The sequence below is a fragment of the Sneathiella sp. genome (assembly GCF_002694385.1).
Taxonomy (GTDB): Bacteria; Pseudomonadota; Alphaproteobacteria; order Sneathiellales; family Sneathiellaceae; genus Sneathiella.
The window spans coordinates 161,434-176,556 of the sequence record NZ_NZMB01000012.1 but is presented as its reverse complement, the minus strand read 5'-3'; the positions used below and the strand labels follow the sequence as shown (position 1 = coordinate 176,556).

The following is a 15,123-nucleotide window of genomic DNA, read 5'->3' as shown; positions in this document are numbered from 1 at the left end:
GATGGCGGTAACCTTTTCACGCGGCGCCTATGCGGGCATGTTCGGGCCGACCGTTGGCGACAAGGTGCGCCTTGCCGATACGGAGCTGTTTATCGAGGTCGAAAAGGATTTCACGACCTATGGCGAGGAAGTAAAATTTGGCGGCGGAAAGGTGATCCGTGACGGCATGGGCCAGTCCCAGGTCACGCGGGCCGGGGGCGCTGTCGATACGGTCATAACCAATGCGCTGATTATTGATCACTGGGGGATTATCAAGGCGGATGTCGGCCTGCGTGATGGGCGGATTGCGGCCATCGGCAAGGCGGGTAATCCGGACATTCAGCCCGATGTGACAATCATCATCGGCCCGTCCACCGAAGTGATCGCGGGAGAAGGGAAGATCCTTACGGCAGGGGCGCTGGATGTCCATATCCATTTCATTTGCCCGCAACAGATTGAAGAGGCGCTCTACAGCGGCGTCACCACTATGATGGGCGGTGGTACGGGGCCGGCAACCGGCACGAATGCAACGACCTGTACGCCGGGGGCCTTTCATCTCGGCCGGATGATGCAGGCGGCGGAAGCCTTCCCGATGAACCTCGGCTTTTTTGGCAAGGGAAATGCCAGCCTGCCCGACGGATTGGTAGAGCAGATTCAAGCTGGTGCCTGTGGTCTCAAGCTCCATGAGGACTGGGGCACGACACCGGCGGCCATTGACTGCTGTCTTTCCGTTGCCGACGATATGGATATCCAAGTGCTGATCCATACGGATACGCTGAATGAATCCGGTTTTGTCGAGGATACAGTACGCGCTTTTGACAAGCGGACAATACATGCCTTTCACACGGAAGGGGCGGGCGGTGGCCATGCGCCTGACATCATCAAGGTGGCGGGGGAGCCGAACGTCATCCCCTCCTCCACCAATCCGACGCGCCCATTTACCGTCAACACGATTGATGAGCATCTCGATATGCTGATGGTCTGTCATCATCTGGACCCGAATATTCCCGAAGATGTGGCCTTTGCCGAAAGCCGCATCCGCAAGGAGACGATTGCGGCCGAAGATATCCTGCATGACATGGGCGCATTTTCGATCATTTCTTCGGACAGCCAGGCGATGGGCCGGGTGGGTGAGGTACTTATCCGCACCTGGCAGACAGCCGACAAGATGAAAAAGCAGCGGGGTCGCCTTGCCCAGGAAACCGGTGAGAATGATAATTTCCGGGTCAAGCGCTACATTGCCAAATACACGATCAACCCGGCCATTGCGCAAGGGGTGGCGGGGTATGTCGGCTCGGTCGAGGCGGGCAAACTCGCTGATCTTGTGCTCTGGTCGCCGGCCTTCTTCGGGGTCAAGCCGGATCTGGTTCTGAAATGCGGCACCATTGTTGCGGCGCCCATGGGGGATCCCAACGCGTCCATCCCCACCCCGCAGCCGGTGCATTATCGGCCGATGTTCGGTGCCTTTGGCAAAAGCGTGACGGCAAATGCGGTCACCTTTGTTAGCGAGGCGTCCCTGCAATATGACCTGAAAGGCGCTCTTGGTCTCGACCGGGAATTGCTGCCCGTGAAAAATACCCGCTCGGGTATCGGCAAGGCATCCATGATTCATAATAGCGCGACACCAAAGATTGACGTTGATCCGGAAACTTATCTGGTGCATGCGGATGGGGAATTGTTGACATGCGAACCGGCGACTGTCCTTCCTATGGCGCAACGCTATTTTATGTATTGAGAAGATTATGAAACATGCAATACACATAAGCCCGTCGGATGCCGATTTTGACGGTGAGGTTGTGGATACGGTCACACTTGATTTCGACCATCGCCGCCGTCGTCGGCTGAAGCTGGAAACGGATGGCGGGGAGAGGTTTCTTCTGGATTTGCCGGAACTGAAAACCATGCGGGACGGCGATATCCTCATTCTTGAAGATGGGCGCGGCATTCAGGTTCGGGCGAAGGATGAGGCGGTCGTTGACATCACCTGTCAGGATGTCGGGCATCTGGTGCGGGTTGCGTGGCATCTTGGTAATCGCCATCTGCCAACGCAGTTGATGGGAGATCGCCTGCGGATACGTCAGGATCATGTGATTGAAGAGATGGCGACAGTGCTGGGGGCGGTGGTCACGCGGCTTCAGGCTCCCTTCAATCCCGAAGGTGGCGCGTACGGCCATGGGGAGACGGAAGGGCACAGCCACGAGCATTCCCATTCTCACTCTCACTCTCATACACACGATCATGAGCATCGCCATTCGCATGACCATGAATAATAACGCGCTGTTTCATCTGCTGTCCTGGATGTCGCCTTCATTCCCTGTGGGCGCCTATACCTACAGCCATGGCATTGAATATGCGGTGGAGGCGGGGCTGATCACGCGGCGGGACGATCTGGTTCCGTGGATTGCCGATATTCTGGAATTTGGCGGCGGTCGCTCGGATGCGATCCTGCTTGCCGCGGCATATCGCGCGACAAAGAAAATGGATATGGCCGCGCTGAAAGATATTGCCGAAATCGGGCATGCCAATGCCCCGACAAAGGAAATTGCCCTTGAAACGACGCAACAGGGCCGGGCGTTCATCAGTGTCATGATGGATATCAGCGAAGAGGCCCGGTCACTTGAAAAGCTGAAAGCATATTGGTCGGGGCCAGTTATACATCCTGTAGCTGTCGGGATTGCCGCGGCGGACCATGATATCCCGCTCAGCCAGACGATTGCCGCCTATCTCCACGGCTTTGTCTCCAATCTGGTGTCTGCGGCGGTGCGGCTTGTCCCTCTCGGCCAGACGGACGGGCAGCGGGCCATTGCGGCACTGGCCGGAGAGGTGGCCCGTCTGACAAATGAGGCGGAGAATTCAACAGTTGAGGGTTTGGGCTCTGCGACACTGATGGTTGACTGGTGTTCGGCCCTGCATGAAACACAATATACGAGGTTATTCAGATCATGACATCAGCATATAACGGAGCATTGAGGGTTGGCATCGGCGGGCCTGTCGGATCAGGCAAGACGGCGCTGACCGATGCGCTGTGCAAGTTCCTGCGCGATCATTACAATATTGCTGTCATCACCAATGATATCTACACCCGCGAGGATGCGGAATTTCTGACCCGATCAGGCGCCTTGGCGCCGGAACGGATCATCGGGGTGGAAACAGGGGGATGTCCGCATACGGCGATCCGCGAGGATGCCTCCATCAATCTGGCGGCCGTTGCCGATATTTCTGAAAAATTCAAGGGGCTGGAACTGATCCTGATTGAATCCGGCGGCGATAATCTGGCGGCGACCTTCAGTCCGGAACTGGCCGATATCACGATTTATGTGATTGACGTGTCGGCCGGCGACAAGATTCCCCGCAAGGGCGGCCCGGGGATTACACGATCCGACCTGCTCGTGATCAACAAGATTGATCTGGCGCCTCATGTGGGAGCGTCTCTTGATGTGATGGACAGGGATTCACGAAAAATGCGGGGCGAGCGGCCGTTTGTTTTCACCAATATCAAGGCGGGCAACGGGGTTGCGGCCGTCGCGAATTTCATTATCGACAAGGGCGGTCTCCGGCCTATGGAGAGTGAAAAACAAAATTAAGAATTTGACGCCATAATGGTGCCATAGTCTGTTGATACCAACCGCACTCATTTTTAAACGGTAAATTATTTTGGTTGAGGAAGAGTATGGCTTGTCCATTATGCGGCGGCGACGTCGAACGTCAAATTCGCACATATGCAATTAATTACAAACATTTACAAAGTTATGTCGATCTTCCCGGCTTATATTGCACCAACGCCGAATGCGGCGAAGGGATGGTTGAGGAAAGCGCCTGGGACGATGTCGAACGTGTCAAGGCAGAGCTGAAAGCGGAATATCTCGGTGTCATGACGCCGGAAAAAATTCGCGAAGTGAGAACTCATCTTAATCTGTCGCAGCGGCGCGCCGGGCAGATTTTTGGCGGTGGTCCGAACGCCTTTCAGAAATATGAAACAGGTAAGGTCACGATCTCTCAGTCCATGAATAATCTGCTGCGGCTTGTTGCGAAATATCCCGAACTGATGGTCGAATTGCAGCGTTAAATTTCGGCAGACGGCCGTGCGCCGGTTTAAAAAACGATAGCCAAACAGCCTATTGGCGGTATTATTCCCCTGTGAATTGGCGGGAGTACAGCGGCCGTTATGCTTAAATTCTGGATGTCCCTGATTAAACCGCGTGCCTGGGTGGCGAAGCTGCTTTTTGTCGCTTTGGTGATCGGGTTTATCGTGCTGGGCTATTTTGGCCATCTCGGCCCGTTGAAAGAATTTCTCGATTCCGACGACTTTGCCTTTCATGTCGGGGATGTCCGCTTTTCCGCCTATCTGCTGGTTAAGGCGATTTTTCTGATCGTTCTGATTTTCTGGTTCATCGGGCTTGTGTCGGATATGCTGGAGACCCGGATCAAGGCGATCCGGACCATCAGGGCGAGCAATAAATCGCTGATTATCAAGGCGATCCAGATTATTCTCTATTTTATGGCCTTTCTGTCCATCCTGGGCGTCCTCGGTATTAATCTGACGGCGCTGACGGTGTTCAGCGGGGCGGTCGGTATTGGCATCGGCTTCGGGTTGCAGAAAATTGCCTCTAATTTTATCAGCGGCATTATCCTTCTGTTCGAGAAATCGGTTGAAGAAGACGATCTTATCGAGCTGAATGACGGTACGACCGGATTTGTAAGGGAAATCGGGGCGCGCTTTACCCGGATCGAAACATATCAGGGATATGAGGTCATGATCCCGAATGAGGATTTTATCACAAACCGGGTGACTAACTGGACTTTCACCAACAACCGGTCGCGTATAGATATCAATGTTGGCGTTGCCTATGGGACCGATCTGGCGCTGGCTCAACGGTTGATCCTTGAGGCGGCGAATGAGAACCCCCGCTGCTTGAAGGAACCTGCGGCATGTTGTTTTCTCATCGACTTTGCCGACAGCTCCATAAATTTTACGCTGTATTTCTGGATCGAAAATGTACTGGACGGCCGTGCGGAGCCCCGCAGCGATGTCCTCTTTTCCATCTGGCGGAAATTCAAAGAGTATAATATCGAGATTCCTTTCCCGCAGCGGGACATCACGATCCGCAATCCGGAGGCATTGAAATGAGCAGCCCCATCCTGCTGGCCTATGATTTTGATGGTGCGGGCGGCGGCAAGTCCGTCAGTGACAAGGTTATTGCGCGCGAGTTGAAAAACGACAATCTTGCCTGGGTCCATCTTGATGGCAATCATCCCGATACCAAGCCCTGGCTGGACAAGGAAATTTCCTATCTCGATCCCTTTGTTGTCGATGCCCTGATTGCCGAGGAAACCCGTCCCCGCGTCGCGGAAATAGGCGATGGGGCGTTGCTGATCCTGCGCGGGGTGAATCTGAATGAAGACGCCGATCCGGAAGATATGGTCTCTATTCGCCTCTGGATTGACAAGGCCCGCATCATCAGCGTACAGCGCCGTAATCTGAAAGCCGTCTATGACGTCGAGGATAGAATCCGCATGAACAAGGGCCCACGGGATGCGGGCGAATTTATTAATATGCTGCTGGCTCGTCTGTCGGACCGGATGGCTCTGGTCCTGACAGAGCTGGATGAGGAAACGGACGATGTGGAAGAAAGAATTCTTGAAGATCCGGATACCTCTCTGCGTGAGCGGATCATCGGTATCCGCAAGGAAGCCATCATGCTGCGGCGATATATGGCGCCGCAAAAGGATGCCATAGGTCAGCTCCGGCTTGCCGAATTCTCCTGGCTGGAAGGGCCGCATCGCCGACATTTGCAGGAGAATTATGACCATCTCATGCGATATGTCGAAGATCTTGATGCCATTCGGGAGCGGGCGCAGATCATCAAGGATGAACTTGCCAACATCATCGCGGACAAGCTGAACCGAAACCTCTACATCCTCTCGGTTATTGCTGCCATATTCCTTCCTCTGGGGTTCCTGACAGGCTTGCTTGGCATTAACGTCGGGGGCATACCAGGGGATCAGTACCCCTATGCCTTCGCCATATTCTGCGGAATACTAACTGTGCTTGTTATTTTGCAGATCCTCATCTTCAGAAAGTTGAAATGGTTCTGAACGATATCCGTCTCCGATGAAGGAGCCTCTCTGAAATCAAGGGAAGGTAATAACAGTATGATCCGGATCAGCGCCGCATTCGATGGTGGAAATATCCTATGCGATGACAGCGCCGCGCCAACAGATATCCGTCTGCGTATTCGCGCCGACACAAAAGCGGATTTTTTCCAGTGGTTCTATTTCCGCCTGAGCGGAGCGCGGGAGACTGAATGTGTCCTGCGGATCACTAACGCGGGCGACGCGTCTTACACGCGCGGATGGGAGGGATATCGCGCTGTGGCGTCCTATGACCGGAAAAACTGGTTCCGTATCGAGACGGAATATCGGGACGGGGAGCTTGTTCTCCGCCACCGGCCGACGCGGGATGCGGTTTATTACGCCTATTTTGCCCCCTATACGATGGAACAGCACCAGGATCTGATTGCGCGCGAGCTGCAATCGCCCTGTGTTCGGCTAACTGTGCTGGGGACGACGGTGGAAGGGCAGGATCTCGACCTGCTGACAATCGGTGAGGCGAGTGTGGGCAAGAAAAACCTGTGGTTCATTGCCCGCCAGCATCCGGGCGAGACGATGGCCGAATGGTGGATGGAGGGATTTCTGGGTCGACTGCTTGATCCGGCCGATGCCGTTTCGCGCCTGCTGCTGGAAAAAGCCTGCTTTCATGTGGTGCCGAATATGAACCCCGATGGCAGCCGTCTTGGCAATCTCAGAACCAATGCGGCGGGGGCCAACCTGAACCGGGAATGGCAGGACCCGGACCCGGAACGCAGCCCGGAAGTCTATCATGTGCGCGAGAAAATGCGGGAGACAGGCGTTGATCTCTGTCTTGACGTGCATGGGGATGAAGGATTGCCCTATAATTTTATCGCCGGGGCGCAGGGAATTCCGGACTGGACGCCAAAGAGAGATCGGCTACTGACTGATTTCAAACGGAGCTGGCAACAGATCAACCCCGATTTCCAGACACAGCATGGTTACCCGATCGCCCGCAAGGGCAAGGCAAATATGGCGATCTGCGTCAATCATGTGAGCGAATATTTTGGCTGTCTTGCCATGACGCTGGAAATGCCGTTCAAGGACGCGGACAATCATCCGGATCCGGAATATGGCTGGTCGCCGGAGCGATCGAAAAAACTCGGCGCATCGGTTCTGGATGCCGTTCATGCCCTGTTTGACCGTCTGTAATGGCGACAATAAAAAAGTATCGGTTAAAAATATTCTGTTGAATTTTTTTGCGATCAGGAGCCATCTATTATGCGCATAATCATCCTGATTCTGCATTTGTCGTTTTATGGAGGAGGGGGCAAGTGCTTGCGGAAAAATTCATCAAATCAGCGGTTATCTATCTGATTATCGGATTGCTTCTCGGGTTATATATGGCCATGACGCAGGATCATTCGCAAATACCTGCCCATGCGCATCTGAATCTGCTCGGCTGGGTCACCATGGCCCTGATGGGGCTGGTTTACAAAAGCTGGCCGCCGATCTCCGTGTCGAAGATCGCCGCGCTGACATACTGGCTGTCGCATATTTCCGTCATTGGGCTGACAATTGGCATTGGGCTTATTTATGCGGGATACCCCGAATATGAGCCGATTGCCGCGGTTTCATCCATCGTGGTGCTGATCAATGTGAGTCTGTTTGCCGTTCTGGTTCACAGAAACCTCTGAATTTCTGTTATCCGGCGGCTTCGAAAGTCAGCATCTGTCCAAGCGGTATCGCCGTGTTCCCGAGCGCGGCGAGACAGCTTTCCACACGCTCTGCCGGAATATAGACGGAAAAAAGCGTGATGAAACGTGTCTCTCCATTCTGGACGACCTGATCGGATTTGAGCCGGACGATATTCGCATCGAAATCAATGAAAACTTCCGTGAGCCGGGCCAGAAGTCCGGGCTGATCCTGCCCTTCGCAGCGGATATGATGGGTGATCTGAGTAGGTGGGGTCTCCGCTTCCTCAAACGCAAACCTTCGGATGTCGATGTCCGCATCCGCCATGCCATCAAGCGAGGCCAGCTCCTGGACGAGTTCCTGCTCGGACAGCTCCTGGGGAATTTCAATAACGCTGGTAAATTCGCCGCCTTTTCCAAGGATGGCGAAGGACGTATCGCCAAGATTGATTCCCTTGTCAAAAAGATGCCCGGTCAGCAGCGATATCAGGCCGACACGGTCTTTCGAGAAAACTGACAAAAGCGCTTTATAGGTGGACATTCAGGCCTCACTTTTCTGTTTCTGCGGGTCATCGCCGTCTGCGTCGAACCCTCTTCGGTATTACAACAGCTTTTTTACCTTCCCGTAAACAGCATATATTCGCGACCGCAGATAACCTTGCGTTAACGAAAAGAAGGTATGATCAGGGCATTGAATTAGGGATTATTTGCTATTCTCCGCCCTTTCTGATGCAAGCAGAGACGGGATGGAAGAAAACTGGAGATAGATGAATGCTCATCGGTGATATCTTGTTGGCGCAGAATCTGGTGACGCCGGAGGATATAAAAATTGCCCTGCACCGGCAGAAAGAAAATGGCGGCCGTCTCGGTGAAAATCTTGTTGCGCTGGGAGCGCTGACCCAGGAGCAGCTGGACCGCGCTGTTTATGAAGCTCCACGGGCGCCGAAAACCATTGAGGATACGGGTATCCCGAGCTCCAACCTGCTGCGTATTCTCTTCAAGCTTATCTATGTCAACAGCCTTGAAACGTCATCGGAGATGTCTGCGGCAATCAAATTGCCCCTCGGTGTCGTCAACCGCCTTATTCAGGAAGCGGGGGACCGCAAGTTTCTCGAATCCCTTGGTAATGTCGATAATTCGACCTTTTCCGAAACCCGCTATGTGATGACCGAGACGGGCAAGCGCTACGCCATTGAATCGCTGGAGCAGAATCAGTATGTCGGTCCGGCGCCGGTTTCCCTGAACGCCTATCAGGCGCGGATCAATCAGCAGAAAATCACCAATGAGCGGGTCAGTCAGGATAAAATCGAGGACAGCTTCAAGAATCTGATCATTGCCGAGGATTTTGTCCGTCGCCTGGGACCGGGCATTAATGCGGGCAAGAGCATCCTGCTCTATGGGCCACCCGGAAACGGGAAGACAACGGTCGCCGAAAAGGTGGCCGATATTTTCGCCAATGTCATCTATATCCCCTATTGTTTCGAAGTGGACGGGCAGATCATCAAGGTGTTCGATCCGGCCATCCACAAGCCGCGCTTTGGCGCCTTCTCCATGGAGAAGATGAAAAATGCCGGTCTGCGTCGGGAGGAATTTGACGGTCGCTGGGTTCCCTGCGAGCGGCCGGTGGTCATTACCGGCGGTGAGCTGACCCTTGAAATGCTGGATCTGAGCTTCAATGCCCACGCCAAATATTACGAGGCCCCGCTGCATGTGAAGGCCTCCAACGGAACTTTCATCATCGACGATTTCGGTCGTCAGCTTGTCAGTCCGGAAGATTTGCTCAATCGCTGGATCGTGCCGCTGGAAAGCCGGATCGACTATCTGAAACTTCACACGGGGAAAAGCTTCTCGCTGCCCTTTGACGAGCTGGTGATTTTCTCGACCAACTTGTCTCCGGATGATCTGATGGACCCGGCTTTCCTGCGCCGTATCCCCTACAAGCTGGAAACCGTTGGTCCGACGCGTGAGCAGTATTTCGAAATTTTCAAGATGGTCGGCGCGTCCCGTGGTCTAGAGATTACCGCCGATATCATGGAAATTGTGATTGAGGAACTGCAGGTGAACAACAGCTTCGATCTGGCCTGCTATCAGCCGAAATTCATTGTCGAACAGATTATTGCCGCCTGTAAATACCAGGGGAGCGATCCGTATATCAGCAAGGAACTGGTCGTTGACGCCCTGAAGAACCTCTATACGTCCTCCGCCAAGGGAGCGGGGAAGACCTCAGCCAAGGGTCTGAACAAGAGTGACCTGCCAAAATCAGCGGTCGCGGTGGTCTGACAGATTGACCAGCGCAGCAGACTAACCGAGCTGGATGCGGTTTCCGGGAAGAACCAGCCGGGCAGCGGAAATGATTTCATTGCCGAGCCAGCTTTTGCGATTGATCACGAGACAGGCCGTGATCGCTTCAAGCTCCAGAAAATGATTGATTTCGGCATTTGACACGGCCGCCTGAATGGCATGGCTGTGAGAGAGTAGGGCATATTTCCGGGCGAGGAATGTGTCCGCCGTCATACGGCTGAAGTCCGCCTCAAGAAAATCCGCCACTAATCTGGGGTTGACGTAGCGGTCTTCCAGCATGACCGGCAGGCCATCTTCCCGATGCACGACATAGGAACGGAACACCTCGTCGCCAGGTTTCATGGCCATCAAGGTGGCGGCCTTATGCTCGATTTGCTCTCCTTGCAGAAAATGGATATCACACTGGTGGCGGCCGCCGCGATCCCGGATGATGTCATCAATTTCGCGTATTTCCAGAATCTTCGGCTGCTTCTTCGGGGCGGCAACAAATGTGCCGACGCCCTGTATTCTCTCCAGATACCCCGCTTGAGTGAGTTCCCTGAGGGCGCGATGGATCGTCATCCTGGAAATACCCATTTCACGCACCAGCATATGTTCCGAAGGAATTTGAAAATAGGCCGGCCACTCCCCGCTTTCAATATTCTCCAGGACATAGGATTTGACCTGTTCATACAGTGGTTTGGGCGGCGCGTAGCCACGATCATCTTGTGCTTGTGTGATATGGGGCATTTTGGGGTCCGTCTCCGCAGTTGTCTCAGCGGGAGGACGTCAATCCGGACGGCGATGTGACGCAATAGCAGCAGGAAAATGCAAAAATCTGAAAATAATACTTGAACGATCATTCCAGATAGCTATATGATAATTGTACTGATCAGCTCTATCTCTGAAAAGTTGATGATGATCTGTAAACGGCCTGCCCCGATTTTTTGCGCCCCTCGGGGTGGGCCTCTTTCATTTCCCCTCCCTAAAAATCCAGCTTTTTCTTCTTGAACCCGATTGTGGCATTGTTCATATAAACGGCAAAGCAGTTTTTATGAACTACGGGATGGACATGACAGAACGTACACATGAATTTCAGGCGGAAGTCGCGAAACTTTTGGATATTGTGACGCACTCCTTGTACAGCGAGAAAGAAATCTTTCTGCGGGAGCTGATATCGAATGCGTCCGATGCCTGTGACCGGCTGCGTTATGAGGCATTGACCCGGCCGGAGCTGATCAAGGACGATCCGGAATTCAAAGTCGTCATTTCTGTTGATGAAAAGGCGCAGCTTCTGACGATCATGGATAATGGCATCGGCATGACGGAGCAGGAGATGATTGACAATCTCGGCACCATTGCCCGTTCCGGCACGTCCCGCTTTTCTGCGGCGCTGACCGGTGATGCGGTCAAAGACGTAACGCTGATCGGTCAGTTCGGGGTCGGGTTTTATTCGGCCTTTATGGTGGCGGACAAGGTAACAGTCACCAGCCGCAAGGCGGGAGAGGAGGGCGCAACGGTCTGGACGTCAGAAGGTCATGGCAGCTTTTCCACAGAGCCCGCGGAGCGGAGCGGGCGCGGAACGACAATTGTCCTGCATCTTCGCAAGGAAGCGAAGGAGTATCTGGAGCCTGCCCGTCTCCGCCAGATCGTCAAGACATATGCGGATCACATTGCCATTCCGGTTGTACTGAAAGGGGATGGCGAAACCGAAGAAGGGGAGACGCTTAACTCTGCGAGTGCGCTCTGGACCCGCGCCAAATCCGAGATAACGGAAGAACAGTATACGGAATTTTACCGTCATGCAGGGCAGGCATTTGATACGCCCTGGTTGACACTGCACAGTCGGGCCGAAGGGCGCATCGAATATACAATGCTGCTTTTCATTCCGGGGCAACCCCCGTTTGACCTGTTCAACCCGGAGCGTAAATCCCGGCTCAAACTCTATGTGAAACGGGTTTTCATCACGGATGATTGCGAGGAGCTTATTCCGGCCTATCTCCGTTTCCTGCGCGGGGTTGTCGATAGTGAGGACCTCCCCCTCAATGTCAGCCGTGAAATGCTGCAACATAATCCGGTATTGCAGAAAATCCGTAACGGGCTGGTCAAGAAGGTTCTCGGGGAGTTGGAGAAAAAAGCCACCAAAGAGGCGGATGGTTTCGCGGGCTTCTGGGAGAATTTCGGTGCGGTCCTGAAAGAAGGTATCTATGAAGACGCTGTGAATGGGGAGAGGATCCTTAAAATAGCCCTGTTCAATAATACGGCGTCGGACAAGAAAACCAGCCTTGCGGACTATATCTCCCGCATGAAAGAAGGGCAGGATGCAATCTATTACATTACCGGCGATGATCTGGGTGCGCTTAAGTCCAGCCCGCAGCTCGAAGGTTTTGCCGCCAAGGGAGTAGAGGTCCTGCTGTTGACGGACGCCATTGACAGCTTCTGGCTGAGCCGGATATCCGAATTTGACGGTAAGCCTTTCAAATCCGTCACCCGCGGCGCGGCGGACCTTGACAAGCTTGCTGACAAAGAATCGGATGGCAAGGAAACGCCTGCGGTCGATAATGCCGAGATGGATAGTCTGATTGCGCTATTCAAAACGGCGCTGGAAGGCAAGGTAAAAGATGTGCGGGTGTCGTCACGGCTGACGGGGAGCTCTGTCTGCCTGGTCGCTGATGACGGGGATATGGATATTCATCTTGAAAAGATGCTGAAGGCGCACAAGCAGCTTGGCGGCGCAATGGAAAATCTGCGTATTCTGGAGTTGAACCCGCGCCACATGCTGATCCGCAAACTGGCGTCCAGTGTGCGGAAGAACGGGTCCTCCGAGGCGCTGAAGGATGCCGCGCTGCTCCTTCTCGATCAGGCGCATATCATTGAAGGGGATCCTGTCGCGGATCCTGCGGCATTCTCGCGGCGGATGGCCAATTTCATGGCAGGCGGGATACCTGCCTGAACGGGTCTCCGGCCTGGCTTGATCCAGTCGGACTGCAAATTTCTCGAAACTGCCGGTTACATAAACCGGTAGTTTTTTTGTGTATAAATACAATTATTAGGAAAATTATATTGATAATATACAACTTATAATTAACTAACAAGAAACAAGTGTAACAACAGAGCGGATTCATGAAGCGGCTGCCTCGAGTCTTTATGCTAGCTATAATCTTCAGCACAACGACGGCATGTACGGTTGTGGAAGATACAGCTCTCGCCGAGGAAATGGCGCAGTTTGCCCGTGGCGTCATGTCTCTTTCGGATGTGGTGTCGCAGCAATTCGAGCTGGCTGAGGAAATCAATACGCTCGGTTTTACGGAAAATCTGCTGTTCCAGCTTGACCTTGGCGGGAATCCGGGCACCGATCTCAAACCCCTGTTCAGTGCCCGCGATATTGCCGCACGGGAGAATCTGTTATCGGCGCTCGAAGGGTATGCCGCCGGGCTTGCGGCGCTCGGTTCTGGAAATTCGCCTGAAGCCATATATGCCAAGATGTCGGGCACAGCGCAGGGGCTGAAAACGCTGACGAGCGACAGCTTCAGCCTGTCCCATTCCCTGTCCTTTCTGCAATCGGATCAGCTTGTGGATGATCTTGGTCTGTTCGATCAGTTTTTTCTGCTGCCGGAGCGGGACAGGCGCCTGGCGCCAATCCTTGACAAGGGCGGCAAGTCGCTGAAGAAAGCGGCTCTTTTGCTTTATTTCGATATCGGGGCGACAGCCGATCAGTCCGGCAAATGTAATTTTACAGTCCCTGCCAATGATTTGAAAGCTGATATGAGCAGCCTCAAACTGTGCCGGGGTGGTCTGCGCTCTATTATTGCGACGGCGGTCGCGTTTGATGTGACGGTCTGGAAGGACAGGCTTGCCTATATGAACAGCGCCGGAGCAGGCAGCGCGGCGGACCGGCGGGAGGCGGTTACGCGCCTTGTCGGAATGCAGAAGCTCGGCCAGACAATAGATAAGCTGCTGGCGGAAACCCAGTCTGCGCTGATTGCCATGGTTGCCGCCCACAAGACAATGGAGGCCGCCTTCGGGCACGATCAGACGCCCTCGTCGCTGTCTGCTCCCCTCATGGCTTCCTCCCGCACGCTCCTGTTCGTGGATCAGGCCACAGCACTCAGCGAAAAGCTGCAAACTGTCAAGTCAGCCATTGTTGAATTGTCGGCGAATACATCTGCTGTGTCGGCCGTACAGGCTGTGCCACAACGCACCCCCCAGGATGATGAGGAGCAACAGGAGATGGACAAATGACAAATAGTTTTGAAGAGGCGCTGACAAAGCTGCAAACCGGGCTGGATAATCTGAATGCGCAGGATGTGTCACACCTGCCAGCGGCGCAGCTGGCCATGGTTGAAAAATCGAAAGCCGCCCTTTATGGGGAAATCCAGCGTCTGCAAGCGCAGCAGATCGAGGCGCGTGATGCGGATTATGCNGTTATCACCNCNGCCTTGCGNGANAGCAAGGCNGATCTGACAGCTCTCTCCGGCTGGATTGCGGGNAAAAAAGCNCAGGANCGCGCTATCTTTTCAATGCTGTCCAAAGGCATCAGCATTGTTCTTTCGCTGCTNGCTTAGCCTCTGTCCATGATCTTGTCGATGGGATTGCGGGTGACGCTGTAGCCTGCNTCCTTCGGGATNAGCAGGAACTTGCCTTCNTCGGTGACTTCCATCTTNGGTTCNACCGTAAANGTNTCNGTNCTCATTGCGTGATGCAGGGCATCGTGACAGCTNCCGAACCGGCANAGNGCNTCCACATTCATACGGGTNGGGAAAATCACCGTATANCGGCCTTTATCGGCCTCTCCCAGAACTTCNTTGGGNCCGATCCAGACAGAATCAACNGATTCCATGCCGTCATGGGCGGCGAGCTGATGCGGNGGNGCTTCGGCNATGAAGAAGTGGGTGTCAAAGCGCTTTGGCATATAGGTGGGTGTAATCCAGTGGGCATAATGGCCGAGNAGNTCGGTCGCCAGCTCCAGNTTTTCNGCCNGGATCATATCGAGGATCGGCAGTTCGCCATTTTGTAGCGGTAACCGGTATTTTTGCGATANCTNGCCCAGNCGNTNATGGGTNACCAGTTCCCCCGTGTTCCGGTTGCGGGCGAGCAGGAT

Annotated in this window: 14 protein-coding genes; 12 read left to right on the top strand and 2 right to left on the bottom strand. The window is 54.0% G+C overall.

Annotated elements, in window-relative coordinates:
- Position 1 precedes the first annotated feature (1 nt).
- From ureC to CMN55_RS07545, 9 genes are all read left to right on the top strand, one after another.
- Positions 2-1,714, top strand: a complete 1,713-nt coding sequence (gene ureC / locus CMN55_RS07585; protein WP_293949058.1) for an urease subunit alpha — start codon at positions 2-4, stop codon at positions 1,712-1,714.
- Between the two features lie 7 nt (positions 1,715-1,721).
- Positions 1,722-2,249, top strand: coding sequence for an urease accessory protein UreE (gene ureE / locus CMN55_RS07580; RefSeq protein WP_293949057.1), 528 nt, complete (start codon positions 1,722-1,724; stop codon positions 2,247-2,249).
- Positions 2,218-2,925: an urease accessory protein UreF gene (locus CMN55_RS07575; protein ID WP_293949055.1), complete on the top strand. Its 708-nt coding sequence runs from the start codon at positions 2,218-2,220 to the stop codon at positions 2,923-2,925. Before ureE ends, CMN55_RS07575 begins: the two co-directional genes overlap by 32 nt.
- Complete coding sequence (ureG, locus tag CMN55_RS07570) at positions 2,922-3,563, top strand: urease accessory protein UreG (protein WP_293949053.1); 642 nt, start codon at positions 2,922-2,924, stop codon at positions 3,561-3,563. The genes CMN55_RS07575 and ureG overlap by 4 nt, the downstream gene beginning before the upstream one ends.
- A gap of 86 nt (positions 3,564-3,649) precedes the next feature.
- Positions 3,650-4,045, top strand: coding sequence for a type II toxin-antitoxin system MqsA family antitoxin (locus tag CMN55_RS07565; protein ID WP_293949051.1), 396 nt, complete (start codon positions 3,650-3,652; stop codon positions 4,043-4,045).
- 114 nt (positions 4,046-4,159) lie between these two features.
- On the top strand, positions 4,160-5,107 hold the full coding sequence (locus CMN55_RS07560) for a mechanosensitive ion channel family protein (protein WP_293949049.1): 948 nt from the start codon (positions 4,160-4,162) through the stop codon (positions 5,105-5,107).
- Positions 5,104-6,075 (top strand): zinc transporter ZntB, encoded by a 972-nt coding sequence (locus tag CMN55_RS07555; RefSeq protein WP_293949047.1) that lies wholly within the window; start codon positions 5,104-5,106, stop codon positions 6,073-6,075. Before CMN55_RS07560 ends, CMN55_RS07555 begins: the two co-directional genes overlap by 4 nt.
- Before the next feature lie 57 nt (positions 6,076-6,132).
- Entirely contained in the window at positions 6,133-7,260 is a 1,128-nt protein-coding gene (locus CMN55_RS07550; RefSeq protein ID WP_293949045.1) for a M14 family metallopeptidase, read from the top strand.
- A gap of 122 nt (positions 7,261-7,382) precedes the next feature.
- Entirely contained in the window at positions 7,383-7,745 is a 363-nt protein-coding gene (locus CMN55_RS07545) for a hypothetical protein (RefSeq protein WP_293949043.1), read from the top strand.
- 7 nt (positions 7,746-7,752) lie between these two features.
- Here CMN55_RS07545 and CMN55_RS07540 read toward each other — a convergent pair whose 3' ends face one another.
- On the bottom strand, positions 7,753-8,283 hold the full coding sequence (locus CMN55_RS07540) for a glycine cleavage system transcriptional repressor (protein ID WP_293949041.1): 531 nt from the start codon (positions 8,281-8,283) through the stop codon (positions 7,753-7,755).
- Between the two features lie 230 nt (positions 8,284-8,513).
- Here CMN55_RS07540 and CMN55_RS07535 point away from each other — a divergent pair, with 230 nt between their 5' ends.
- On the top strand, positions 8,514-10,022 hold the full coding sequence (locus CMN55_RS07535) for an ATP-binding protein (protein WP_293949039.1): 1,509 nt from the start codon (positions 8,514-8,516) through the stop codon (positions 10,020-10,022).
- A 21-nt stretch (positions 10,023-10,043) separates the two neighbouring features.
- Here the strand turns inward: CMN55_RS07535 and CMN55_RS07530 are convergent, their stop codons facing one another.
- Positions 10,044-10,772 carry a UTRA domain-containing protein gene (locus CMN55_RS07530; protein WP_293949037.1) on the bottom strand — a complete coding sequence of 243 codons (729 nt, stop codon included), beginning with the start codon at positions 10,770-10,772 and terminating at the stop codon, positions 10,044-10,046.
- Positions 10,773-11,094: 322 nt separating this feature from the next.
- On the opposite strand from CMN55_RS07530, the gene htpG reads away from it, so the two are divergent.
- Positions 11,095-12,975, top strand: coding sequence for a molecular chaperone HtpG (gene htpG / locus CMN55_RS07525; protein ID WP_293949035.1), 1,881 nt, complete (start codon positions 11,095-11,097; stop codon positions 12,973-12,975).
- A gap of 236 nt (positions 12,976-13,211) precedes the next feature.
- On the top strand, positions 13,212-14,264 hold the full coding sequence (locus CMN55_RS07520) for a hypothetical protein (RefSeq protein ID WP_293949033.1): 1,053 nt from the start codon (positions 13,212-13,214) through the stop codon (positions 14,262-14,264).
- Positions 14,265-15,123 lie beyond the last annotated feature (859 nt).

What these genes read in the sequence shown, in the direction of transcription:
- ureC (WP_293949058.1), top strand. Translation starts at nt 2, where the DNA reads ATGGCGGTAACCTTTTCACGCGGCGCCTATGCGGGCATGTTCGGGCCG.
- ureE (WP_293949057.1), top strand. Translation starts at nt 1,722, where the DNA reads ATGAAACATGCAATACACATAAGCCCGTCGGATGCCGATTTTGACGGT.
- CMN55_RS07575 (WP_293949055.1), top strand. Translation starts at nt 2,218, where the DNA reads ATGAGCATCGCCATTCGCATGACCATGAATAATAACGCGCTGTTTCAT.
- ureG (WP_293949053.1), top strand. Translation starts at nt 2,922, where the DNA reads ATGACATCAGCATATAACGGAGCATTGAGGGTTGGCATCGGCGGGCCT.
- CMN55_RS07565 (WP_293949051.1), top strand. Translation starts at nt 3,650, where the DNA reads ATGGCTTGTCCATTATGCGGCGGCGACGTCGAACGTCAAATTCGCACA.
- CMN55_RS07560 (WP_293949049.1), top strand. Translation starts at nt 4,160, where the DNA reads ATGTCCCTGATTAAACCGCGTGCCTGGGTGGCGAAGCTGCTTTTTGTC.
- CMN55_RS07555 (WP_293949047.1), top strand. Translation starts at nt 5,104, where the DNA reads ATGAGCAGCCCCATCCTGCTGGCCTATGATTTTGATGGTGCGGGCGGC.
- CMN55_RS07550 (WP_293949045.1), top strand. Translation starts at nt 6,133, where the DNA reads ATGATCCGGATCAGCGCCGCATTCGATGGTGGAAATATCCTATGCGAT.
- CMN55_RS07540 (WP_293949041.1), bottom strand. Translation starts at nt 8,283, where the DNA reads ATGTCCACCTATAAAGCGCTTTTGTCAGTTTTCTCGAAAGACCGTGTC.
- CMN55_RS07535 (WP_293949039.1), top strand. Translation starts at nt 8,514, where the DNA reads ATGCTCATCGGTGATATCTTGTTGGCGCAGAATCTGGTGACGCCGGAG.
- CMN55_RS07530 (WP_293949037.1), bottom strand. Translation starts at nt 10,772, where the DNA reads ATGCCCCATATCACACAAGCACAAGATGATCGTGGCTACGCGCCGCCC.
- htpG (WP_293949035.1), top strand. Translation starts at nt 11,095, where the DNA reads ATGACAGAACGTACACATGAATTTCAGGCGGAAGTCGCGAAACTTTTG.